This is a genomic window from Thalassotalea sediminis (assembly GCF_030295915.1).
In the GTDB taxonomy this organism is placed as follows: Bacteria; Pseudomonadota; Gammaproteobacteria; order Enterobacterales; family Alteromonadaceae; genus Thalassotalea_C; species Thalassotalea_C sediminis.
In genome coordinates, this window is record NZ_AP027361.1 from 3619385 (window position 1) to 3643898 (window position 24514).

The window sequence follows — 24514 nt, forward strand, 5'->3', positions numbered from 1 at the left end:
ATAAAGTTAAATGGATATTGGCAGTTTTCCTGCCGCTTTAATTTGCCCAGTAATAATTTCAGCTAAGCTATTAAACGCTGGGCCCGTGTAATCTTCGGTATCTGCAACTTGAAACACCTTGCCATCAAAACTTGCTAATACCCAGTCAGAAATTTGATTAAATTTATCTAATTGATAAGGTGCTTTAAGCGAAACAAAAATACTATCGACGTGTTTTTCTTCTGCATATTTTAATATGTTGAGTGAGAAATCAGCATTGCTGTTTTTAGCCTTATCACTGCTGGCAATAACGTCGATGGCTTGCCCAAGCTCTACTGCAGTTTCTTGGCTATCACTCGCAACAATCAATAAGTCACTGTTATTGATTTGTTCGAAAGTCGCGGGGAGATCCATATCCTCTAAGCTAGAAGTAGTGATTTCCCATGGCGCTTGACCGAGTTGTTGCGCAATATTATTCAAAGCAAACGTCATTGCATTAGCTTGTCTGTGTTTTGGGAACACCAAATGTATCTTTTTAGCCAATTTAATTTGTTGCGGGATCACATGGTTCGTTTTTATTTCGACGATAGATTGTTGCGCCAATGCGCGCTCTTTAGCTCGATGTTCTTTTGACGATAAAATAGTCTTTGCTTGCAACAACCTTTCTGCTACTGATTGCTTAGAAAGCGTTATTTCTTCTTTTAATTGATCAATTCTTGTTACTGAATCTTCCAATTCCGCGAGCGATATTTCTTCAGACAACACTTTGTCGACTAAGCGGTCAATCAATGCTTTAAACCTCGGAATATCTGATGGCTGTCTGATCTTCATCGGCATCATGGCGATATCCGCGCCAGCATTAAAGGTATGAATAACAGCTTCTTCTTCAGTAAAAAAGTTAGCAATGCCTGCCATGTCCAAGGCATCAGTGATAATAATGCCATCAAACCCCATACGTTCTCTTAACAGATCCGTTAATATTTTTTTAGACAAAGTAGCGGGTTTTAACATGCTTTCCCCATGACGATTGATTAACTCACTATCATCTAACGCTGGGTATTGAATATGTGCAGTCATGATCATTTTAACGTCACTATTATCAATGGCATATTGAAACGGTAATAAATCAACTGACTTTACTGTTTCGAAAGAATGACTCACTTTAGGTAAACCTGTATGGCTATCAATAGCAGTATCGCCATGTCCTGGAAAATGCTTTAACGTGCCGATAACACCTTTGGTTTGCAGACCTTCAAGCATTGCTACACCTAACTCAGCAACCACTTCTGGCGCTTCACCAAATGAACGCACATTTATCACGGGGTTATTAGGATTAATATTTACGTCGACATTCGGCGAATGATTAACATTTACTCCTAACGCTGCTAACTCTGAACCAATAACCTCGCCAACAATCGTTGCATATTTATTGCCATGGTTTTCATAGGTCGCACCAATGGCCATATTACCGGTAAAGGAAGTCGCAATTTCTCGTGGTAAGCGCACAACTCTGCCACCTTCCTGATCAATGGATATTAATAACGGTTTCGCACTTTTTGAGGCTAACGCTGCTTGCTGTAAATCTTCCGTTAACTGAATCGTCTGTTTTATACCCGTAAAGTTCTCAGCAAATAAAATGATTGAACCTAATGAGGTATCTTTAATCAGGTGTTTTAAATCGTCAGGTAATTCGGTTACTGGCGTTGTACACTGGTTCTCAAGTGTAAATTCAACATGTTCCGTTAAATCGGCACAATAATAACGAATATCTAGCATGATTTTTTGCGCAACTTTTTGTGCAATAGCCTCTCGCTCTATTTGCCCTATAAACCAGACAATCACTGCCACAAACACGCCAAAAATAAGCCCTAATAATACCTTACTGTTCAATCGATTTAACATATTTCCTCACGAATTCTCTCGAGATGATAAGTACGACCAACGTACTTATTTTATTTCATTGTGATAGCTAACTACTCGGTAATACGACGAAAGTTCAAATCGTCATAGTCAAAACTAGCGTCGATGTTATTATGCAAACGTTCCATCATTAACCCTGTGACCTTGCCATTGCTATCGATCACAAAGCGCGCCATCGCATCACCTTCTAAACTTCTATCGTCATACCAGACAATGAACTGATGATCTTTGTGCTCTAGCATTTCACCCACCAATTTCTTTGACTTTAAGGATTGAAACTTCAACTGTTCATTTTCAAGGGAAATTTTTACTTGCCCAAACCATGGATCTTGATAAATACCTGCATAGGACGCTAAAGGTAGGGACACACTTTTTCTTTGTGGCTTGGTATTTGGCTCAGAAGTAAAAGCATTTTCAGCCTGCAATTTTTCGCGTCTTTTTTGTTGCCTTGCCACCTGAATCGCTAACCAATCTTGTTGTTCTATATCCATAAACATTTGAACAATACTGTTCATTAGGGTGCTACGCGCATAATATGAACTTTGATTAATCAAAACGATAACACCAAGATCTAACTCAGGAATTAACGTGATGTAAGCTAAATTACCCGATAATGTGCCGGTATGAGATACACGTTTGTAGCCATGCATATCAGCTAGGCCCCAACCTAAACCGTAAGATTTAAAGTTTGTATTGTCATATTTCTTTTCATTTTCAGACACAGACAAAATTGTATGAGGCGTCCACATTATTTCGCTTTGCTCGGCGCTAAAGAGTTTAACTCCCTCAGCGGAAACACCTCTATTCAATTGCGTATCAACCCACGTCAATAAATCGTTAACACTGCACTTAATTCCACCAGCTGCAGCCATTACACTTTGTTTATGATAGGTTTGATTACGTTTAATCACTTCAACGGATTCATTGATCAACCCATGTGGTTGCGCAATGTTTGTCATCTGTTGCTGAGGAACAGCGCCAGCAAAACAACGCTCCATCCCCAAAGGGGCCATAATGTTTTGTTCAACAAACTGTTCCCATGACATGCCGGTAATTTTGGCGACAACTTCACCAGCAACGATATAAAGCAAGTTATCGTATGCATATTCACTTCTAAACCCAGAAGCAGGCTTTAAGAACTTCAAATTATTAATAATTTCAGTTCTACTAAAGCCAGCAGGTTCAGGCCAAAGCATTAAATCACCAGCAAAACGGGCTAAACCACTACGATGTGTTAAAAGGTCTGCAATGGTAAATTCCTTGGTAACCCAGTCATCATAAAGCGCAAAATTAGGTAAAATATCGACTACTTTACTCTCCCAACTGAGCTTACCTTGATCAATCAATATTGCGAGGGCTGCGCTATTGAACGCCTTGGTGGTAGAAGCAATTTTAAATAGTGTGTGCTGATCTACGCGCTCGGGCTTATTTACCTCTTGCACGCCATAGCCCTTATTTAGTAGAACTTTGCCGTCTTTTATAACGCCTACCGCTGCGCCGGGCACTTTAAATGTCGATAATGTTTTTTGAACTAATCTGTCTACTTTATCTACATTAAACTGTGTTTTTTGCGCATATGACATGTGCGTTAGCGGCAAAAAAGCAACAGTAAAAATGAGTGGTAGAATTTTCATATAAAATAGCCCTTAAATTACTTTACAGATTTATGCGTTAGATCATTAACGTTTATAAAAATGCGATACCATATAACGTATAAAGAATGAGTGTTAACGCACCGCCAAATAACGCGTAAGGTAGCTGTGTTTTAACATGTTCTAATAATTCACATCCCGAAGCGATTGCCGACACTGCTGTGGTATCTGATATCGGTGAACAATGGTCGCCAAAGACGCCGCCCCCAAGTATGGCCGCGATAATAAATGACGGAGGAAGTCCTAGTGCTTGAATTAACGGCACACCGATAGGGATTAAAATGGCGAAAGTTCCCCAAGAAGTCCCCGTAGAAAACGCAATAAACGCACCTGCTAAAAATAACATTGGCGCGATCATAAATACTGGCAGTGAGTCACCAACAATTTGAGCGACATAAACACCGGTACCGAGAATTTTTAAGCTCGCACCTAAAGTTAGCGATAATAGTACAATTGTAACCAGTGGCAATAACTCGCCCATACCGCCAAACCCAATTTTAACTAACTGGCCATGCGTGAATTTTTTCGTTGACAACATCATTGTATAAGCAACGATACACGCACACACCGTGGCATATAATACCGACTTAGAGCCACTTCCATCAGCCAAGTTACCGTTTCCTGTCCAGAGCATAAAGCCGATCATACCTAGTACCATCGTTAGCAAAGGGACAAACATAAAACGTGCTTTTGTTGGTTCAAATTCATGTTTATGTTCTAACTCATGCGCTACTCTTGATTCGGCGCGCGCTAATGGCCCATGTAAGTTGCCAGTAAACGCGGTATACCAAACCATCATCAGTGCGATAATAGGATAGAAATTTAACAGTATTGTCCCCCACATTATTTCAGCGGCGCTCTGTTCAAATTCGTAGTTACTAAGTAACCCTAGTACAAAAGCGCCCCAGCCATTCAATAGCACTAAAATACATATAGGTGCGGCACTACTATCGATGATATAGGCTAACTTTGCTCGGCTCATTTTATAGCGATCAAACAAGCCTCTAGATACGATACCTGCTGTTAATACCGATAAGTTACTTTCAATAAAAATTGCCATGCCAGTGAAATTGGCCATAAATGCGACTTGGCGTTTATTTTTCCCCAAGCCCTTCGAAATAACATATTCAACCATCGCCGTTACACCGCCTGAATGGCGCATGAAGGCTAATACGGCACCGATGATCAAACTAAACATCAGAATACGCGTGTTACCTGGTGATCCTAAAATAGCAATAATGCGTTCTAGCGTGGCAATAGCACCATGAAAAACGACACCTGCACCACTATCTGCCAGTAAAAGTTCAGAGGTAAAAATAGCTAGCAATAACGCTAAAATAACTTCCTTTTTCCATAAAACAATAATGACAGCAACAATTGGCGGTAACAGTGAGTACCATTCCATATTCAATCCTTAGTACGAACAAGATTAACGTAAATATACTTACAAATAAAAATATAATATTCAAGAAATAAAAAATAAATGTAATTTTTTATTATTTGTTTCAGTTAAAATAATGCGAGATCAGCTTAACTTGGGTTAAATATTTCTTGATATGCAAATAACCCCTGACTTCCCCCAGTATGAACAAAAAGTAAATTACTGCCTTCAGGGAAAGTGTTATTACGGCATAAGTCTATCATTCCTGCCATGCCCTTGCCTGTATAAACGGGGTCTAAAATAAGCCCTTCGTGTTGAGCACAGAGCGTAACGGCCTCAATCATGGCCTGAGTCGCGATGCCATAGCCTTCACCATAATAATCACCATTCGCGAATACCTTTCCTTTCGCTAAGTTTTTATCAAGTCCTAGCAATACTAGCGTGCGCTCTAACAACGCTGTTACTAATGCCACCTGTTCTGCGGCAGGTCTACTGACACATATTCCGAGCACGGGAATATCTATACCAGCTAAAATTAAGCCCGCTAATAGTCCCGCTTGGGTTCCAGCGCTGCCGGTTGCAAGTACAATATGATCTAGTTCAACAGCTTGTTGTTTAATTTGACTGACAATTTCTTGTGCACATTGCACATAACCTAAGCTGCCAATTTCATTTGACCCGCCAACAGGTATTAAATAAGGCTTTTTCCCCTCGCTTATTAATTGCTTTATTAGCGTATCTGTATATTGGTTGCTATCTAGATCATCAGGCACTTGGTGGATTTTCGCGCCTAAGATATTATCGAGTAACATATTGCCATTTTGATAATAATCTAACTTGGGTGTACCTTTTACATCTTCCAATACTAATTCACAATGTAAGCCGAATTTAGCGGCTGCAGCGGCAGTTTGTCGTGCATGATTTGATTGTAAGCCACCAACAGTAATGAGAGTGTCGGCGTTTGCCGCGATTGCGGCGGCAACGAGGTATTCTAGCTTTCTTGTTTTATTCCCGCCTCCTGCTAAACCCGTACAATCATCACGCTTTACATATAAGTTTCTGTTCAGTACTTTAGATAATTGAGGCATATGCTCCAATGCGGTTGGCGCATGAGAAATAACGACTCGCGGAATAGCAGTTAAATTTGACATCTATGACTAGCCTTTATGTTAAAAAGAAACGTTTACTACAAGTAAATTTTTGTTCATCAATTACGCACAAAATACTATTAAATTCTTAACAAAACAAATTACAGTAATAATTTTTGTTCCCCCAAACACCTTATTTTGTTATGTTAAAACAAAAAGTAGGAATAATTATGAGTGACAGACGCACATTTTTTAAAGCATTAGTTACTACTGCAATTGCCACAAGCATTTTACCTAACATTGCAAATGCAGATGAAACAAAGACAACAAAAGCTAACACACCCATAAAGCCAAAGCGATTAAAAGCAGGTGACACTATCGGTTTAATTGCGCCGAGCAGTAATACTTGGGAAGACGAAGAAATTCACTTCGCTATCGACGTATTAAAATCTTTTGGCTTCAAAGTGAAACAAGGCAAGTATATTTTCCAACGTAGAGGCTATCTTGCTGGGAATGACAAAGATCGTGCATGGGACATCAATAATATGTTCCAAGATAAAGACGTTGATGGTATTTTTTGTTTACGTGGTGGCTACGGTTCTCCTCGCATACTACCGTATCTAGACTATGATGCGATCGCCGCTAACCCTAAAGCATTTATTGGTTATAGTGATATTACTGCGTTATTAAATGCCATTTATGCGCGTACTGGTTTGGTAACCTTTCACGGCCCTATTGCCAAGCAAAATTTTAGTGAATACACCTTACAAGGCTTTAAAGACATACTTTTCACGCCTAAAGCCAATATAGACTTAGGCACACCTCCTTTATTTGAGGCAAGAGAAGGGCAAGCTGAGAAAAAAAATAGGTTAACACTCGTCACGGGCGGCAGCGCACAAGGTCGATTGATAGGTGGCAACCTTTCATTAATGGTAAAACTTGTCGGCACCCCCTTTGAACCCGATTATCGCGGTAAAATTTTATTTCTCGAAGATGTTGAAGAAGCCCCTTATCGCGTTGACGGCATGTTAACGCATTTAAAAATATCGGGAAGATTGAACCAGCTTGCAGGCATTGTTTTTGGTAAATGTACCGACTGTACCGCTAGTGGTGATTCTTTAAGTATTGAAGAAGTGATAAAAGATCGCTTAGGGGATTTAAATATTCCTGTGCTAAAAGGTGTGATGATCGGTCACATTAAAGACATGTCTACGATCCCCGTAGGTGCTATGGCAACGCTTGATGCAACAAACAAACGTTTAGTGTTAACCGAAACGGCTGTAAGTTAGGAATGATTAATATGCTCAGTTTAGCTTTAGCGCTCTCTAGTGCACTTACCTTTCCCCAACAAACGAATATCTATCTCGACGTTATTGGCGATAATAATGACGACAAAGATTGGGCCTTTTTTGCCCCCCATGAAAATGAAAACGTAGCAAATGATTACGTCGCGAAGAAAATCGTTGAAAAGGGTGGGGTATTTGTTGTACTTCGACAACATGGCGATCGACTTGTTACCTTAGAGATTGATGATAAAGAAATCGTCATCGATCCCAATAGAATGTTTACCAAAGTAGGCAGAATTTCCAGTATAACCAAGTTAAATCCAACCCTCGCTAAGCAATCGTTATTACTTAACAAAGCTGAAAAACGTGCTGAACAGTTAAGTGAATTTGTCCTCGAAACGCTTAGTGGTAAAACGCCACCAAAAACATTTGTTGCCATGCATAATAATAGTAATGGTTATATGGGTGACGGCAAAAAAGGCATAGGTAATGTTTCCATTGAACGTTATCAAACCAAACTAGCCTCTGGTGCACAATACTTAATTGATGTAGCAAGTGGCACATATGATGAAGACGACCTGTACTTTGTTACCGATAAAACCGACTTTAGCAGCATGAAAACTAACGGTTGGAATGCTGTATTGCAGAATCCTAACGTGGCTCATGATCCAAACGAAGACGATGGCTCACTTTCTGTCTATGCGGAAATGAAAGGCTATCGCTATATTAATGTTGAAGCTGAACGTGTTACCGACGGGTTTGGTGAAGATCATCTAGCAACACAAAAGAAGATGGTCGATTTTACCTTTTCACTGTTAGAGCAAGCTGATTCAAAGTAACGTCAAGAGGTCGGTGACCTTTTTCCAAGTGCTAAAGGCCTATAGTCTTAATCACTTAACGTATTCTCTTGCATACAGGCATCAAGTAACTTTTGTTTTAGCTGTTCGTCATTAAGTGTTTGCGAGAGCGCTACTGCGCCAATCAGCATAGCCGCTTGTTGAAACGCTTTTTGTTCATCTTGGGTAAACCCGATCATGTTTTGTACAAACCCGCCAAATACTTGCGTGTAAGTATCACGAATTTTTGGATCACGGTGACGAATGTCGGAAACCAACGATGCTATTGGACAAAGAACATCGTTATTCTCAAGAAACGTTTGTTGTAAATAACGATTACGAATTTCAGTTGCAGAATCGCCGCAGCCACTCATTATATTTTGATAGGCTTGCTGTGCTGCCACTGCGATAGATTGCTGATATAAATCTGCTTTAGACTTAAAGTGTGAATAAAAAGCACCTCGCGTTAATGCTGCTTCTTTCATCACGTCATCAATAGATATGTCATCAAAACTTTGTTGCGTAAATAACTTAGCGGCAGCGATTAAGATCCGCTGTTTAGTGATGTTTTTATGATTACTATCCCAAGGCATTTTACACTCTCCAAAATATGTTCTTGAACATATTTTGATTTCTAATAGCATCGAATACAACTCATTTATTCATTCACCAACAAAGAGGAACAAACATGTCAACGATAACCATTATAGGTCCGCAATTTTCAACCTTTGTACGAACAATAGAATTAATTTGCCGTTTTAAAAACATTCCCTATCAAGTATCAATGGAGCATGAAGGCAAAGTTATCGAGTTTCGAGACACACTGCATCAACAATTACATCCTTTTACTAAGGTACCTGTGTTAATTGATGGTGATTTAATCTTACCGGAATCATATGCGATTGCGGCTTATTTAAACGATATAAGCGGGCCAGATATTTTTTCAGCGTCCGTAAAAGACAAAGCAATCGTAAATGCATGGGCGCACATAATTGCCGAGTATGTCTATCAAGACTTAATTCGTCACTATCTTCTAGAAATACATATGCCAAAAGGAGAAAATGGCAATATCCGCATCGATGTAGTTAATGAACATAAACCTATTGCGCAAAAAACCTTGCAAAAGCTCGAAGCACAAATCGGTGATCAAGGTTTCTTTATCGGCGATACCTTTACCCTTTGTGACGCCTTATTGTTACCCATCCTTGCCTACGTGTTTGTTATACCTGAACCATTTTCTATCCACCAAAACACGCCTAAGCTGGCCAGATACTTTGATAAGCTAAGCGCATATGATTTTGTCAGCGGCGTATTAACTTTGCCTCAAGAATAAACAGAATTTAAGTAATCAGCAGGATGTAAAAACCTGCCGCTTTAATATTGAGAATGAAAGGGGTCACTGGCCCCTTTTTGTGTTTGCTTTCTCTTTTCAGCTTTTATTGAGGCAAGTCTGGCACCTTTTTAAGGTTTAAATTGGTTAATGAAGCGCGTATTTGATTGATAAATGTTTCACCCGGATCGGTTTTTGTCGTTAAATAATTCGGATTAACTTCTTTCCAAAGCGGATGATTAGCAAAATTTTTATATTCATAATGCCCAATCACGTAATCAATCGGAAATTCTTCACTGAGTTGCTTAATCAGCGCGATATTAGCCTTTAACTGTTCACTCGTTAACGGTAACGTGCTGCCGTTACCTACATTCTCAATACCTATAGCACTATGATTTAAGCCAATAACATGACGCGCAAATGTAGTATTCGGCAGTAGTTGATAGATAGTCCCATCACGGTCAATCAAATAATGTGCTGAAACATTTAATTGGCTCGCGCTACTTATTTTACTTCTAGCACTAGGCAACATAGGAGAATTAAAGGCGTTAAAAGAAGCCTTCAACGTTGGTATAGCCGTCCAATGCACTACCACCATTTTTGGCGTTATATGTGCTTTTTCAGCTTTGATACCATAGCGTTTATCCAAGTATTCGAGTGATAATTGCTCTCGTTTATCATTGTAGATGATAGGCCATTGAACAACCTCCAACGCTGCACTTTCATTCTTTTTAGCAGCTTGCTGTTCGACACTAGAAGAACATGCCATCAACCACAGTAACGACAAGGTCGTACAAATATTTCTAACAGATAACAACATTAATTTTCCTTTTTTAGTATCGGGCATTTCACCTTCAAAAGCTTATCTTACATTACATGTTAAACAGTAAAGTAACGACTCAATATTGAATAAAGCTTGAAAGCAAGTAAATATGCAAATATATTATTCCTAAATTCAAATACGATAGTAATTATTTAGTAATGAAAATACAACCTCATATCTCTTATAAAGAGAATACAATGCATGTAGAAAACGTTTCCATTGCATCTATTGCCAAAGACATTCCCACACCTTTTTATTGCTATTCTTATTCTGCTATCAAAGAAAACTATTTAGCGTATAAGCGTACGTTTAGTCAGCAAGACACATTAATTTGCTATGCCGTAAAAGCAAATGCTAACCAAGCCATATTAAAGTCGCTAGCGAACTTAGGCGCGGGGGCTGATGTCGTTTCTGAAGGCGAAATAAGACGCGCATTACAAGCTGGTATACCAGCCAATAAAATTGTTTTTTCAGGGGTTGCAAAAACACGCGACGAAATAGCCTATGCCTTAGTGCACAACATTCTACAATTTAATGTTGAGTCTGAGCCTGAATTAGCATTAATTAGTGAAATAGCATCTGCCCAGAATAAAGTTGCCGGCATTTCAATAAGAATAAATCCCAACGTTTGCGCCAATACTCATGCAAAAATTACCACAGGCAAATCAGAAAATAAGTTTGGTATACCTATCGCGAAAGCACAAAGTGTGTACCAATACGCCGCCTCATTACCGGGAATAAAAGTTCAAGGAGTCGACGTACATATTGGCTCGCAACTCACCGACCTCGAGCCATACAAACAAGCCTTTAGTAAAGTTGCAGAATTTGTTGCGGTATTGAGATCTGACGGACACAACATATCAATTATTGATATTGGCGGTGGTTTAGGAATCGATTACCACGAAAATGAAACCCCACCAAACAAAGAGGAATACGCTCAAATAGCACAAGAGCTACTCGGGCATTTAGGGTGTAAAATTATTGTCGAGCCTGGGCGCTCAATTTTAGGAAACGCAGGTATTTTAGTGTCTAGTGTCGTCTACATAAAAAAAGGTGAAGCGCGTCAATTTTTAATTATCGATGCCGGCATGAATGATTTAATTCGACCTAGCATGTACGACGCCTATCACCAAATAAAACCCGTTGAACATACAACTAACACAAGCACTTTTTACGATGTTGTTGGCCCTGTTTGTGAAACTGGCGATACCTTTACTAAACAACGAGAACTGCCAACAGCACAAGCAGGCGATCTGATCGCTATCCTGAGTTGTGGCGCCTATGGCAGCGTTATGTCTTCAACTTATAATACTCGGCTGAGTGCGCCTGAAATAATGGTTAAAGAAAACCAGTACTCGGTTATTAAATCTCGACCAAGCTACGAAGAAGTCATCGAGCAAGATATTATCCCACATTGGCTTTAATCAGCTATCAGTTAGGCTTATTAGCACTAGTTCATCAATGATCTAGTGCTTTTAAGCTCATAATTAGCACTTCTTCTTCAATCGCATATAACGGGGTTTTACTTTTTGGTTTAGCAGGGTCATCCCCTAAACCTGTAATAAGGGCAATCACACCATCTTTTGTTTCTGGATTAAACCAAAACTGCCCAAGCAAACCATACGCTTCACCCATGTGGCCGTAGTATTTTTGGCTCTGTTGAGTGAGTCCCCAGTCTTTTAAATCGATAATATGTGTCGAGAGTCCATAACTGGTTTTAAGATTAAACATGCTTGCGTCATCTAACGCACCTTCTCCACCAGTATGACCATTGTTAAGCGTTTTATCGTACTGCCATACTGGTTCGAGCATTAAAGATAAGGTTTTTTTCGAAATAACTTGTGCCTTATTTTCGCCAATAAACAGTTTCATCAAGGCTGCTAAATCTTTTGCTGATGCTCTTAATCCACCTTGCGGTGAAAATAATGTTGGGTTACTACCAAGCTGGTAATCAGCCAGCATTGATTGATCTGGCTTTTCAGTACGACTGTACTTTTCGCCACCATAAAAGCAGGAAATATTATTACCATCAACTTGCGGGATCCACGGCCCTTCAGCATCCCAAACATAGCCGCCCTTACCTCTTCGATACAGCGTTGCAAGATTTGAATACTGTGTTGAATAAAAGTCACATACATTAAAGCTTACATCTAAATTGAGTGGCTCAAATAATCTTTGCTTGGCAAAGTGATCCATACGTAAACCACTCACATTTTCAATAACGCCAGCAATCAAGCCAAAATTTAGGTTTGCATACATGAAATACTGACCAGGTTGTTGATTTTTTTGGCTAGCAAAATGACCTTTATCATGCTCGTCTTCGTTTGTATTAAAAAAGCGCTGGTAATTTTCACCGAGCGGCAAAAAATACTGACCGTTATCACGAATTGAAGAGATGTGCGCTAATACCTGCCTAACGGTAATTTTACTGTCGGGAAAATGAGGATTACGCAGCGTAAAACCTAAGTATTGAGAAATGTCTTCGTCTAAATTTACTAAGCCTTCATCAACTAACGTCATCAACGACATGGTAAGAATGAATTTCGAAATAGACGCAATACGTACTTTATGGTCTAGCGTTAACGGTTGTTTTTCGCCAGTAGGACTAATCGTTGCAATGCCTTCCGCATGTTCAAAAACAATATTGCCATTTTTAATTAACACCAGTTGCAAACCAGATATTTCGGTAGTGTTGTTATTGGTTTGATTCACTAAATCATGTATTTTTTGCTTAACATCTACAAAAGCGTCGTCTTTATTTTCTATTGAACAAGAAGACAACAAACACAACATGATTAAATAACAAAGAGTTTTCATAAATAATATCTCAACAATACATTTTCAGTGTTACGCGAGCATTGACAGTATCTTTCCCACCAAAAGCCCGCCAGCAGTGCCAACAATATAACCAATCAGAGCCATTAAAACGCCTACGGGAATTAATGCTCTCGAATAGGCAGCAGCCAGTATAGGTGCTGATGCTACGCCACCAATATTGGCGAGTGATGCAATACCACAAGTGAATAAATCAAACTTAAATAGCTTTGCAAACAGTACCATTAATAGGCCGTGAATAAACAAAATGACCATCCCCATGAAAATATAAAGCGGTGCTTCGGTTAATTCATAGAAATTTGCTCTAGATGCGATAAGGGCAATAATTATATAAAGCATGATCGTTGAAATCGCTTCAGAACCTTGCAATTTACTTATTGGCGTCATTGCCGCAAGCACACCAAGTACGGTTACGATCAACACAGTCCACGTCGTTTCGCTAAAGAAGGTTGATGCCGGTAACATCGACGCAATAGATTGCGTAACTACCGAAACCAACAGCGACAATGAAAGTAAAATTAATAAGGCTGTCGTAAGTTCACTCGAACTCTCTGTAGTTTGTTCTTCCGACAAACTTTGCGCAACCGTGTCGAGTTTTTCACTGTTTGTTCCTACCCATCGATCAAATAACTTGGCGTGCGGTACTAATGCCAGTAAAAGCATCACCCATAAGGCGTAATCAATTGAATCAATAATAAGCGTGTAGCCCATTCGGCTGTCGGGTACATCTAATGCGAGTTGAATAGCCGCCATATTGCCCATCCCTCCCATCCAACTGCCACTAAGCGCCGCAAACGTTTTCCAAGAGTCAGGCTCTAGAGACGGTAAAAAAATCATAAAAGCAACGACAAATGCAACACCAATACTTACTGAGGCGCTAAAGAACGCTAACACGATTTTCCCGCCAAGTTTCTTAATTTGTCTTAAGTCCGCTTTAAGTAGCATTAAAAAGATCATCGCAGGTAGGATATTCGTTTTTAGACTACTATAAGCGCTCGTTATTTCCGCAGATTTACTCCACAAGCCTAGCGTCGATAGCAGGATGATAACAAAGTATAGAATCACGATTACGGGTAACGTTTTAAATAACTTGCTGTCACTTTTATATTCAATACACTTCAACCCCCCTGCAACAGCAAGTAAGACAGTAAAAAAAGCAAATGCGGAAGTGATCATAATAAAGTCATTAATTTACAAAAAGAAATGCGGTTAAATTACCATCACCTCTGCTAAAAAGTAAAGTTTTATTCTAAAACATAAAAACATAAAAAATTAATTATTCATTTATTTATAGGTATTTAATTATATACGACTTGGCATACGTTTCATGTAACACTACCGAAAGTATGACAACCTGCTTGGAAGAAAAAATATCAGTTTTATTTGCTTAGTGGCTGTAAATGAACAACTAGGTTTGTACTATAAATTTGTTTTAAAAGGGTATTATTTACTCATATCATTACACGGAGCTTAGATAAACATAACATCTCTTTTACATCCCTCCTCTACTAGATATAAGTTAATCATTTTATCTTTTTACACGAGCAGAATATTTTATTTCTGTAAGGCTTGACATTTAAGAATATTTTATCTAGGTTTAATTATTGGAAATATTTATTCTTTAAAAATAAATACAAAGGAATAAAAAATTGCACTAGTATCCAGTTGATAATATATAAAAAAGAATGAGGGTATATGGAAACGCTAACACTAAAAAAAACAGCACTTGCAATCAAATTTGCTTTGCTTGCAACAGCAACTTTATCTGTCAATTCATTTGCGGAAGAAGCAAGTGATAAAGAACGCAAAAAAGATGAAACAGAAGTTATTGAAGTAAAAGGGTTTCGTGGTTCAATACAAAAAAGTTTAAACATCAAAAGGTTTGCAGATAATATTGTTGATGCTATTTCTGCTGAAGATATTGGTAAGTTTCCTGATCAAACCGTTGCAGATGCCTTACAGCGTATTACGGGTGTTCAGGTTGAGAAATCTGAAGGTGAGAGTAATCGCGTCAGTATTCGTGGAACAGCACCTCATTTAAATTTAACGCTACTTAACGGTCAGAATGTTGCTTCAGCAACCGCTTCTCATTCAATTCTAAAAGCATCTCGTGGTTTTAATTATTCATTATTACCTACAGAAATTATTGATACCTTGGAAGTACACAAATCTGCACAAGCAAAAGTACAAGAAGGCTCTGTTGGTGGCACGGTGATAGTAAAAACTCGCCAACCACTGAAAGAAAAATCTAACACTGCGGTATTTTCATTAAAAGATTCATATCAAGAAACAAGTGGCGAGCACTCACCAACCTACTCGGGTTACTACACGTGGAAAAATGACGACGAAAAATTTGGTTTTAACATTGGTGCCGTTGTAAAAGAAACTACGACTCAACGTGATGGTTATAGTTCTTCAGGCTTTGAAAAATCACATATGATTAATGAACAAGCCGTATACACACCACTTGATGTAACATCGTCTCGTTACAGGTCAGATAAAGAGCTGACTACATTGTCATCTGCGTTGCAATTAGAGCTAACAGAAGGCGTTATTTTAACGTTTAACAATTTGATTTCAGGTGTCGATAAAACCAATAAAAGCACATCAAATGGCGCTTACATCGGTTATAACGATCCAGCAAAGTCAGGCCTAACAGGCACGCTTACTGGCGATATTTTAACATCAGGCTCTATTGTGTTAGATCCGTTAGATTTAGGCACAGATCCGAAATATCAGCATAAACAAGATTACTTTGAATCCCGTTATGCGTTATCGCGTGAAGTGGGTGAATATGAAACCAAAGTTCATGATTTACGTCTAGATTGGCAAGGCACTAATTTTGATCTCGCGGTACAAGTAGGTATCACTAAAGCTGAAGGCAATATTGCGATACAAGCGTTAGATTATGAAGCACAAACAGATGCTCATTATGATGTAGGCGCTAGTCGACCGTCTTATGAATTGCTTTCAAATCCTCAGCCGGAAGATTATTTCGGTACCTACATGGCAGACAAACTGTTTGAGAATGAACAAGAAGAGACCTACTTCCAAACCGACTTGAACTATCAATTTGATCATGACTTTGTAACCTCAATCGACGTTGGTGTTAAGTATATTGACCACACTAAAAGTTCTCAGATTTTCTTAGAAATTAAATACCCTTGGCTTTCATATAATGAGGAATACAGTGGCTCTGCGTGGTTAGAAAGTATCTACCCGGGGTTTGGTGTGCAATCTATCAATATGGGTGGTATGACTAACGGTTTAGCGAAAAACTTTATGGGTGGTGGTACACACCCTCACTTATTTAACTATGACTTTTCAAAACTAGACAGTGCATTTAATCAAGTTGATACATTACGAGAGTACAATCATTTAGGTTATTCTCTAGCGCTTGAGGAAAAAATTACCAGTGGTTATGCTCAGGTAAATTTTGAGTCTGGTAAATTAAAAGGTAACGCAGGTATACGTATAGCTAAAACGGATCAAACAAGTATTGGGGTTGATATTCTTACCCCAGCAGGTTGGTATAAGCCTGATGTTTTATTTGATACTGCAGTTCCTGTGAGCGTAGAACGCGATTATACAGATGTGTTACCAAGCCTTAATTTATCATACAGCCTTGAAGACGATATTATCTTACGCTTTGCCGCTGCTAAAGTGATATCACGCCCTGACTATGACTTACTTGCGCAGAGAAAAATTTATTCTCGAGCAGGTGGTGTTCAAGGTAATCCAATGTTAGACCCAACCAAAGCAACACAGTACGATATTTCAGCTGAATATTACTTTACTGACTCCTCTATCTTATCGTTTGCATATTTCATTAAAAATATCGAAACATACGTAGATACAGAGAATGTTTTAGCAAAAGTACTATTGCCCGTTGATGACTCAGTTAATGAATTCGGCATAGATGGCGCAACCTATGAAGTTACTGAAATGGAACTTAGAACTCCTGTTAATGGAAGTGGTGGTACAAATAAGGGCTTTGAAATCAACCTACAGCATGATTTTAGCAACGGTTTTGGCGCGTTAGCTAATTACACGTATCAAGATGCTGACATGGATGAAGAAGGCGCGGTATTACCTAATAACTCTAAAGATACCTTTAATATGAGCGGCTATTACGAAGTTGAAGATTACTCAATTCGGTTATCTTATACCTTCCGTAGTGCTTATTATTCAGGCATCGCAAGAAACATAGACCGATATACAGATGACTATGGACAGTGGGATGCCAACATGAATTACCATATTAATGACAATGTTTCTTTGAATCTTCAAGTAATCAACTTAACAGATGAAAACGCAGAAAGTTATGTGAAATCTGAAACAGGTGATACGGCTCGTTTAGCTGAATATAACTATGGTCGACGCATATTTGCTGGAGTTTCCGTCAGGTTTTAACCAATAACCCCTTACACACTGTTGGTTAAAAAAGGCCAATACTGTCTTCAGTATTGGCCTTATTTTTAAAACACACGTTTTGTTGATATTTAGGAGTAAGTTCTCATGTCAGTACTAATTAAGATAAAAATGCATGCGAGTATGCTGACAGCCATTGAAAAACGAATAGCTGATCATATTTTAAACAACCCCAACGAAGTCAAAAATTACTCCTCTAAAACATTAGCTCAAGCTGTTAACGTAAGTCAGTCTAGCATTATAAAATTTGCGCAAAAACTCGGTTATAAAGGGTACCCTGCTTTGAAACTTGCCTTAATTGAGCTAAAACCATCAAAGCACAATTTACACGGCGATATATCACTACAAGATAACCTCGAAAAAGTCAGTAGCAAGCTTCTCGCAAGTAAAATAGAAATGCTAAGAAACACGCAATTTCTCAATGATAATGCGCAATTAACCGATGCTGTATCCATGATTCTCAATGCAGAAAAAATTTTAATTAGCGGTATCGGCGCATCAGGCTTAGTAGGTAAAGATTTGTGCTTTAAGCTTCAAAAAATTGGTTTTGCTGCGGTGTACGAATGGAGTGGCCACAACCAAATAGCGTGCTCAGCAACACTTAATAAAAACGACTTAGTGATATGTTTAAGTGAATCAGGCAAAACAGCAGATGTTATTGCGGTGGCACAACAAGCGAGAAAGCAGGGAGCTGCTGTGTTAGCCATTACTGGTGTCGGCAAATCTAAATTGCGTAAACTCTCAGAAACTTGCCTATACACAGTCTCCGAACCCTCGTCCCTGCGCTTATCATCTATATTGGCGAGAACGTCTCAAGCATTAATTATTGACACCTTGTTTATTGCTATCACACAAAAATCAAAAATACTGAGAATGCAAATCAAGAAGTCAAACGAAACAGTAGCGAATAACGTAAATAAACAAGCATATTATTTGAGTGCACCATAACGTCATGATAAAAAATCGTTAATCAAGTTACAGCGTGGACGCCTAAAAGCAATAAACTTACATACAACTCGATGCAAGGCATTAAAAAAGCTAATAAGGTGGCAAGCCTACAATTGCGTAAACACATAAGTACTTGTAAAACATTACAGGCCACGAAACTCCTCGCTCGCCTCAGTATTATGATTTGAGGCGTTATCTACTTGGTCGGCACTATACTTTGAAGATGACTTGTTTTTGATACAGTTTATAAAAGATTAAGTAGCAAATAGCGCAAAAGCTTAGTGCAAAACTAAGTGAACCAAAGGTAGGTGAAAATAGTTGGCTAAAATAACGATCATATAAAAAGGTCTTAAGGCTAGTTTCACCAACAGGTACCATGATCAATATACGCGCAAATATACCAGAAAGAACAAAGAATCCAATGGCATTAACCCCAAAGACAATAAAAGGTGCACTCCACTTTTTATAACCTTTAATATCAATTATCCAAATCAAAACAGCAAGGAGTGCGCATGCCCATCCTGAAGAAACTATCACAAAAGACGAGGTCCACAGCTGCTTATTAATCGGCACAATCAGACTAAACCCATAACCGACTAGCAGCATGATTATTCCAAGCTTAACAAGGATCTTAGCTTTATCTATGTTCTTGAGAAAATTGTTAGTTAGCGTATTTGAAATAATCACACCAATAAGCGCAGATGCTATTGCAGGAATAGTACTTAACAGCCCCTCTGGATCAAACGCAAACGGTTGTGCACTTTTATAATATAAATGCTGACTACCAATGATAAAATCATCAACCCATGCCACTAAACTATTGCCAAATGCTAATTCCCCCACATATATATTGCCTACGTTATCTTGATAAGGCATCAATGCATTTAGTAGCCAATAAGCAATTAATATCGCAACAAATATCGCTTTCTGTACTTTTGCACTGGTATAAAAAGCAAGGTAATAAGTCACAATAAAGACAATAGCAAGCCGTTGAAGCACTCCGAAAATTCTTATGTTATAAAGCCTATCTTCAAGCCAACTAAACCCTGGATCTTGAAAGTTAATATAAAAGAGAAATAAGCATAAACCTAAGCCAAACAGCTTTAAGGTACGCAGCCATATTTTTGAATGTTGTAAAGGCGTTGATTTTGCCCGATTTATGACAATACCAATCGAAATTCCCATCATAAAGACAAACAAAGGAAAGATAAGATCAGTAGGTGTTAACCCATGCCATTGTGCATGTTTTAAAGGCGGATAAATATTTGACCAGCTTCCCGGGTTATTAACTAACACCATTGCCGTTATTGTGATGCCCCTCAAAACATCAAGCGCTATTAATCTATTTTGAGCATAACGAGCTAACACAGCGTCTGCATGACGGGAAAAGAAATGAATCAAACTGTTTTCCTACGTATTTTTGTTATGTGAATGTGTTCAAGCGTTTTAAAATATAACGGATAATATTGCGTTTTCTGTTATTCATTAGTCCGCTAACGCGGTTATATAAACTAAGCTTTCAATCCCCGTTTTACTGACTGCCGACACCGCAACCTTTTGCAACATCGATGTTGTAACATTATCGTTATCATTGTTAGGCGCAACGATAGATAATAATGGTAGCGTTGCTTTACGTGACGTTCGTGGCAACACTTGATACTGCCATTTATCACCATATTGGCTGTAAAGCACATAATTTCCAATACTATCAGGTGAGTCATGATGTATGTCGATCTCTACCTGCTGCTTAACGTTTACGTCTATTTCGGCGGCGTCGGGTTGTTTTTCATCTAACCAACGAGATGCAGGAATTAACGCATTTTGCTTAAAACTAAAATTATTCAGTCTTTCTGTCATCTCCTGATTATCGATAATCCCGCCAATATGCCAGAATATTTGCCCAGTATTATCTTCAAGTAACGCCCTGTTTATCATAATTTGGTTTTGTACTTCATCAACCATTCTCGCTGTTTTTGCATTGTGCGTACGAATGCCTGGCCATATATGACGTTGTAAATCATTCTGTTTCTGCCACCAATTTAGCAACATAGGATAGCTTTGGCCTTCTTTACTGATGTTCCAATAAAGCTGTGGAGAAAAGTAATCAACCCATCCTTTTTGTAGCCAAAGCCGAGCATCTGCATATAACTTATCAAACTGATCAAAGCCAGTGATCCACTTAGGTTGCCCAGGACGCCAAATACCAAAAGGGCTAATGCCAAGTTTTACGCGAGGTTTTATCGTTTTGACCTGTTGATACAAGGCGTGAACAAATTCATTCACGTGTTGACGACGCCAATCACCAAGTGATAACTGACCGTCATTAGCAAGATATCGCTGATAGTTCTCGTTATCGGGAAACTCTTTATCGCTATGATAGGAGGGGTATGGATAGAAATAGTCATCCATATGAATACCATCAATATCGTAGCGATGAACAATATCGGCAACAACGTTTAAGGTATGATTAACCGCATTAGCATCACTAGGGTCTAACCAATAGTAACCGCTATCTAATTTAATGACGGCTTCTTCCAGCTTTTTCACTAACGACTGATCTGAAATATCGCCACCATTAATATGATGGACGCGATAAGGGTTTAGCCAAGCGTGTAACTCAAGGCCACGAGCATGTGCTTGTTCAATCCAAAAGGCTAATGGATCGTAAAAATTGTTAGGTGCCCAACCCTGTTTTCCTGTTAAATAATATGACCATGGCTCAAGCTCACTAGGATATAAAGCATCTCCTTGTGGGCGTATTTGTAGAATAACAGCATTAAAGTTATGTGCTTGCAAGGCATCTAGTAGACGAATCGCTTCTTCTTTTTGCTGCGTTTGAGATAGTCCTGGCGCGCTCGGCCAGTTGATATTTGCTACCGTAGCAATCCAAGCAGCTCTGAATTCTCGCCGAACTTCTATTGGCGCAGAGACATAATTTTTAGACCATAATACCCATATCATCAGTATCAAAGCCGCGCAGATTATCAAGCTTCGCGTAGGGTAGTTAACCAACAAAAATGTTAACTGTTTTATTTGCCGTTTAACAAAATCCATAGTTGATTACTCTTGACTACGCTTAAAGTCTGCTATCGACGCTTTCAATAATTTCGCTTTTGCCGTTTTTTCTGGAAGAGATGCTGCTAAAGCTTCGAACTTAGCAATATTTTGCCCATTAAGAATATGGCGAACTTCTTTCGCAACCGTTCTTGAGACGTAAAAGCTTCCTGTCTTTAACGTTTGCATAAGCATATTTTCATATTGTTGTTGCTGCGCTGGATATTCCGCCAGTACTGACATTGCTTTGGTCATCACTTTACTATCGTAACTATCGCGAAGTGCGGAAATGAGAATCTCTGCATTTGCTTCATTCTTTGGTTGTTGTGCCAACATATCAATGGCCTGCATTTGCACTCGCCCTAAAGGGCTAGTCAAATACTTACCGGTAATATCTGCATAGGTGGTATCAAATACCTGCTTTGTTTGGTGCATCGCCTGTAATTGTTGCAACGTTTTTACTAACATGGCTTCTTGCTCAAACATAACTTGCTTTGGATCTTGTTCGTTCACTGAACATAAACCATTGTTTTCACAATCTTCAATGTCTTTGAGTTGATGTAATAATTGCTGTCGTTGTTGAACAAACGTTTTTATTACATCGGATTGCATTGTGGCAGGCGTTTGATGCGTTTCGGGAATATTCTGGTCAACGCTAGCTAATGTGTTCGCATTATTTTTATCAATAGATGTTGCTTTACTTGAAACTGAGGCTATTTCTGTATCTTGCTTTGATTCAAGTGTTTGAAAGTAAATAGCCAAAACTACACAGACTAATGCAACACCTAAAATGAGCTGCTTATGCATACTTATTTACCCCCTTCAACTGCCATCTACAACGAATAACAATGGCTAATAACACCAACAACAGTCCATGCCAACTGCCACCACTTTCCGATGAAGGTTGATCATTATTTGGTTTATTTGGTTGGTTGGTGCCGCTATCGTTTGGTGCCGTAAAAGAAACATGTGCTAATGTGTTGGCATCTGATAACAAAGTGCCAACATGAACAACGCCAGATTGTTCATTAACAGTAACATGATAATACACATCATTATTAATCCCTTGCACGGTAACATCGTTAACGGTTAGTTCGGTCTCATTAGTAATCGTTGCTAGCATATCAGCATCATCTTGAGTCGATGAAAGCAATGGCAAGCCATTATCAGCTGTTACATATACCGTATCACCAGACATTGCGATGATTTTATTGTTAGCGTCTAGCGCATTCGCATCACCTTCATATGCCCAGTCTTGCCAGGTATCGTAATCGCCAGCGAATACGTAACCGAACGTCGAATTATGTTTAATTTTATAATAGCGCTCTTGCACGGGAGCTAAAGACACCACTACGTCTAAAATCTGATAGGCACTGCCGGTTTCACTATCAACATTTGTATCGGCACCTGCTGCAGTGTGGCGAATATTAATATCCTTAGCCGTAACGATAATATCGCCAACCGAAAAACCATGTTGTAACTTTGCTGTACATTGATGACGATCATAAAGCTTCTTTTGGTAACGCTGGCTTTGTTGAGCGGTTAACGCTATTGCACTCGCACTTGCGATACGATCAAACATCGCACTTAAACAAACAGCATCTTGCTCTTGCTCTACACATTGATACTCACCTTGCGCTAATAAACACGTTTCACCAGTGGCTAAGGTTAAAAAGTTATAACGCCAGATTTGCTCATCAGAATCATTATCTGGCGCTGGCGGTTGATAATTTGGTAAACAAAACTCAACGCCTTCCATCAAACACTCAACGTCTATTTCTGACACTATTGCGTTATCCGTTATGTATAGTTGCCAATTCTCAGCGTCAAACTTTCCTAAGAAGCCATCATCTTGCCATGCGGGGTTGTCTAGCCAACGACAAATTTTTGTGGGGCCACCGTTATATGCAGAATAGGCGGCACGTGTTCGTTCGCGCCAATTATTGGCTGACGACACGCATGAGGCTTCTGATGCGTTCTGCCATTCAGCGTAGTAGATTTCCATGGCATAAACCATGTTTTCAAATATCTGCCAGCCTTTACCTTCATTAATTTGCGTAAAGTGCCAACGATCATCAATTTGCATCATACCGTGGCCGTGGCCACTATCACCACGCATCATTTTAGTTTTGCTATCGAGTATTGACCGAAAGTAATGACTCCAAAATGTCTCCTGATTAGCAACAGCCTTTATCGCATACGTCCACGCTGAAACTTCTTCACTAGAGGCTTCTGGTTTTCGTACCGATAAATAGTATTTAGCAGCAGCTTGAATTACCGCATTGAGCTCGTTCATATAACGACGGCGCTCTACTGTGACGTTACGTCCACTGTCAAAAATAATTTGACCGAGATAGTCATCAACAAACTTAGGATCACCAAAAGGGTTAATATCACAGTAAGCAGGGGCAGTGCCAAAATTCCAAGAGGTATTCTCTGTTGTTTTTCCTGCGCATAAGTAGAAATTTTCTGTATCATTAGGCAAGGCGTGAGCGTTGAACAACGTTAACACCGCTAAAAGAACAAATATGGATTGATTCATAGCAAAAAACCTACGTTGAAGATAGCACCAAAATAACGCTTTTATTCTCAAAAGTAAAGATATCAAGAATATAGTATTCCAGCCGCTGTAACTTAGAAAATTAAAGTGACGCAACTGATGATATTATCCATTAACACACTTAAACTTACTTTAACTATACCGTGTTAAACATAGCATTCAGAGGTTTTAAGCATATTAAAGGAGATGTTAAACTCACTATAAATGCATTTTGATTAACATCAGTCACTCTAAAAACAACGGAATATATTATCATTATTGTATTGATAATTAAGAATAGTATATTTATCATAGTGACGTATTGTATTTCTACCAACTATGTTAAGTATAATTGCGAAGTTCAGCGAACAACGTCATTGATATTACACGACTCATGCTGATGTATTAGCAC

The 24514-nt window shown here is 38.9% G+C and carries 18 protein-coding genes; 6 read left to right on the plus strand and 12 right to left on the minus strand.

What is annotated here, in order from left to right; all coding sequences use genetic code 11:
- Positions 1-6: 6 nt before the first annotated feature.
- The 4 genes from QUE09_RS16385 to QUE09_RS16400 all read right to left on the minus strand — a co-directional run bounded on the left by QUE09_RS16385 (position 7) and on the right by QUE09_RS16400 (position 6083).
- Positions 7-1881 carry a glycoside hydrolase family 3 protein gene (locus QUE09_RS16385; RefSeq protein ID WP_286233947.1) on the minus strand — a complete coding sequence of 625 codons (1875 nt, stop codon included), beginning with the start codon at positions 1879-1881 and terminating at the stop codon, positions 7-9.
- 71 nt (positions 1882-1952) lie between these two features.
- Positions 1953-3533, minus strand: a complete 1581-nt coding sequence (locus QUE09_RS16390; RefSeq protein WP_286233948.1) for a serine hydrolase — start codon at positions 3531-3533, stop codon at positions 1953-1955.
- A 52-nt stretch (positions 3534-3585) separates the two neighbouring features.
- Complete coding sequence (locus QUE09_RS16395; RefSeq protein WP_286233949.1) at positions 3586-4956, minus strand: Na+/H+ antiporter NhaC family protein; 1371 nt, start codon at positions 4954-4956, stop codon at positions 3586-3588.
- A 125-nt stretch (positions 4957-5081) separates the two neighbouring features.
- Entirely contained in the window at positions 5082-6083 is a 1002-nt protein-coding gene (locus QUE09_RS16400) for a D-cysteine desulfhydrase family protein (protein WP_286233950.1), read from the minus strand.
- A 167-nt stretch (positions 6084-6250) separates the two neighbouring features.
- Here QUE09_RS16400 and QUE09_RS16405 point away from each other — a divergent pair, with 167 nt between their 5' ends.
- Together QUE09_RS16405 and QUE09_RS16410 are read left to right on the plus strand one after the other, a co-directional pair.
- A complete protein-coding gene (locus QUE09_RS16405; RefSeq protein ID WP_286233951.1) occupies positions 6251-7309 on the plus strand; it encodes a S66 peptidase family protein in 1059 nt (352 codons plus the stop codon).
- Between the two features lie 11 nt (positions 7310-7320).
- Complete coding sequence (locus QUE09_RS16410; protein WP_286233952.1) at positions 7321-8145, plus strand: hypothetical protein; 825 nt, start codon at positions 7321-7323, stop codon at positions 8143-8145.
- 47 nt (positions 8146-8192) lie between these two features.
- On the opposite strand, the gene QUE09_RS16415 is transcribed toward QUE09_RS16410, so the two are convergent.
- Positions 8193-8735 (minus strand): TetR/AcrR family transcriptional regulator, encoded by a 543-nt coding sequence (locus QUE09_RS16415; RefSeq protein ID WP_286233953.1) that lies wholly within the window; start codon positions 8733-8735, stop codon positions 8193-8195.
- A 95-nt stretch (positions 8736-8830) separates the two neighbouring features.
- Between QUE09_RS16415 and QUE09_RS16420 the strand changes: the two genes are divergently transcribed.
- A complete protein-coding gene (locus tag QUE09_RS16420) occupies positions 8831-9475 on the plus strand; it encodes a glutathione S-transferase family protein (RefSeq protein ID WP_286233954.1) in 645 nt (214 codons plus the stop codon).
- Positions 9476-9578: 103 nt separating this feature from the next.
- Here QUE09_RS16420 and QUE09_RS16425 read toward each other — a convergent pair whose 3' ends face one another.
- Positions 9579-10292 carry an N-acetylmuramoyl-L-alanine amidase gene (locus QUE09_RS16425; RefSeq protein ID WP_286233955.1) on the minus strand — a complete coding sequence of 238 codons (714 nt, stop codon included), beginning with the start codon at positions 10290-10292 and terminating at the stop codon, positions 9579-9581.
- A gap of 200 nt (positions 10293-10492) precedes the next feature.
- On the opposite strand from QUE09_RS16425, the gene lysA reads away from it, so the two are divergent.
- Positions 10493-11719 (plus strand): diaminopimelate decarboxylase, encoded by a 1227-nt coding sequence (gene lysA, locus QUE09_RS16430; protein WP_286233956.1) that lies wholly within the window; start codon positions 10493-10495, stop codon positions 11717-11719.
- Between the two features lie 34 nt (positions 11720-11753).
- On the opposite strand, the gene QUE09_RS16435 is transcribed toward lysA, so the two are convergent.
- Both QUE09_RS16435 and QUE09_RS16440 read right to left on the minus strand, forming a co-directional pair.
- Positions 11754-13112 carry a serine hydrolase domain-containing protein gene (locus QUE09_RS16435; RefSeq protein WP_286233957.1) on the minus strand — a complete coding sequence of 453 codons (1359 nt, stop codon included), beginning with the start codon at positions 13110-13112 and terminating at the stop codon, positions 11754-11756.
- Between the two features lie 30 nt (positions 13113-13142).
- The gene (locus tag QUE09_RS16440; protein WP_286233958.1) at positions 13143-14306 is read right to left on the minus strand and encodes a DUF819 family protein; all 1164 of its coding nucleotides are present in this window, start codon (positions 14304-14306) and stop codon (positions 13143-13145) included.
- 519 nt (positions 14307-14825) lie between these two features.
- Between QUE09_RS16440 and QUE09_RS16445 the strand changes: the two genes are divergently transcribed.
- Positions 14826-17543, plus strand: coding sequence for a TonB-dependent receptor (locus tag QUE09_RS16445; protein ID WP_286233959.1), 2718 nt, complete (start codon positions 14826-14828; stop codon positions 17541-17543).
- A 105-nt stretch (positions 17544-17648) separates the two neighbouring features.
- Positions 17649-18509 carry a MurR/RpiR family transcriptional regulator gene (locus tag QUE09_RS16450; protein ID WP_286233960.1) on the plus strand — a complete coding sequence of 287 codons (861 nt, stop codon included), beginning with the start codon at positions 17649-17651 and terminating at the stop codon, positions 18507-18509.
- 210 nt (positions 18510-18719) lie between these two features.
- Here the strand turns inward: QUE09_RS16450 and QUE09_RS16455 are convergent, their stop codons facing one another.
- The 4 genes from QUE09_RS16455 to QUE09_RS16470 all read right to left on the minus strand — a co-directional run bounded on the left by QUE09_RS16455 (position 18720) and on the right by QUE09_RS16470 (position 24105).
- Positions 18720-19910 carry an acyltransferase family protein gene (locus tag QUE09_RS16455; protein WP_286233961.1) on the minus strand — a complete coding sequence of 397 codons (1191 nt, stop codon included), beginning with the start codon at positions 19908-19910 and terminating at the stop codon, positions 18720-18722.
- Between the two features lie 84 nt (positions 19911-19994).
- A complete protein-coding gene (locus tag QUE09_RS16460) occupies positions 19995-21563 on the minus strand; it encodes a glycoside hydrolase family 10-like protein (protein WP_286233962.1) in 1569 nt (522 codons plus the stop codon).
- Positions 21564-21569: 6 nt separating this feature from the next.
- Entirely contained in the window at positions 21570-22370 is an 801-nt protein-coding gene (locus QUE09_RS16465) for a hypothetical protein (RefSeq protein ID WP_286233963.1), read from the minus strand.
- Complete coding sequence (locus QUE09_RS16470) at positions 22363-24105, minus strand: lysozyme family protein (RefSeq protein WP_286233964.1); 1743 nt, start codon at positions 24103-24105, stop codon at positions 22363-22365. The genes QUE09_RS16465 and QUE09_RS16470 overlap by 8 nt, the downstream gene beginning before the upstream one ends.
- Positions 24106-24514: the final 409 nt, after the last annotated feature.

What these genes read in the sequence shown, in the direction of transcription:
- QUE09_RS16385 (WP_286233947.1), bottom strand. Translation starts at nt 1,881, where the DNA reads ATGTTAAATCGATTGAACAGTAAGGTATTATTAGGGCTTATTTTTGGC.
- QUE09_RS16390 (WP_286233948.1), bottom strand. Translation starts at nt 3,533, where the DNA reads ATGAAAATTCTACCACTCATTTTTACTGTTGCTTTTTTGCCGCTAACG.
- QUE09_RS16395 (WP_286233949.1), bottom strand. Translation starts at nt 4,956, where the DNA reads ATGGAATGGTACTCACTGTTACCGCCAATTGTTGCTGTCATTATTGTT.
- QUE09_RS16400 (WP_286233950.1), bottom strand. Translation starts at nt 6,083, where the DNA reads ATGTCAAATTTAACTGCTATTCCGCGAGTCGTTATTTCTCATGCGCCA.
- QUE09_RS16405 (WP_286233951.1), top strand. Translation starts at nt 6,251, where the DNA reads ATGAGTGACAGACGCACATTTTTTAAAGCATTAGTTACTACTGCAATT.
- QUE09_RS16410 (WP_286233952.1), top strand. Translation starts at nt 7,321, where the DNA reads ATGCTCAGTTTAGCTTTAGCGCTCTCTAGTGCACTTACCTTTCCCCAA.
- QUE09_RS16415 (WP_286233953.1), bottom strand. Translation starts at nt 8,735, where the DNA reads ATGCCTTGGGATAGTAATCATAAAAACATCACTAAACAGCGGATCTTA.
- QUE09_RS16420 (WP_286233954.1), top strand. Translation starts at nt 8,831, where the DNA reads ATGTCAACGATAACCATTATAGGTCCGCAATTTTCAACCTTTGTACGA.
- QUE09_RS16425 (WP_286233955.1), bottom strand. Translation starts at nt 10,292, where the DNA reads ATGTTGTTATCTGTTAGAAATATTTGTACGACCTTGTCGTTACTGTGG.
- lysA (WP_286233956.1), top strand. Translation starts at nt 10,493, where the DNA reads ATGCATGTAGAAAACGTTTCCATTGCATCTATTGCCAAAGACATTCCC.
- QUE09_RS16435 (WP_286233957.1), bottom strand. Translation starts at nt 13,112, where the DNA reads ATGAAAACTCTTTGTTATTTAATCATGTTGTGTTTGTTGTCTTCTTGT.
- QUE09_RS16440 (WP_286233958.1), bottom strand. Translation starts at nt 14,306, where the DNA reads ATGATCACTTCCGCATTTGCTTTTTTTACTGTCTTACTTGCTGTTGCA.
- QUE09_RS16445 (WP_286233959.1), top strand. Translation starts at nt 14,826, where the DNA reads ATGGAAACGCTAACACTAAAAAAAACAGCACTTGCAATCAAATTTGCT.
- QUE09_RS16450 (WP_286233960.1), top strand. Translation starts at nt 17,649, where the DNA reads ATGTCAGTACTAATTAAGATAAAAATGCATGCGAGTATGCTGACAGCC.
- QUE09_RS16460 (WP_286233962.1), bottom strand. Translation starts at nt 21,563, where the DNA reads ATGGATTTTGTTAAACGGCAAATAAAACAGTTAACATTTTTGTTGGTT.
- QUE09_RS16465 (WP_286233963.1), bottom strand. Translation starts at nt 22,370, where the DNA reads ATGCATAAGCAGCTCATTTTAGGTGTTGCATTAGTCTGTGTAGTTTTG.
- QUE09_RS16470 (WP_286233964.1), bottom strand. Translation starts at nt 24,105, where the DNA reads ATGAATCAATCCATATTTGTTCTTTTAGCGGTGTTAACGTTGTTCAAC.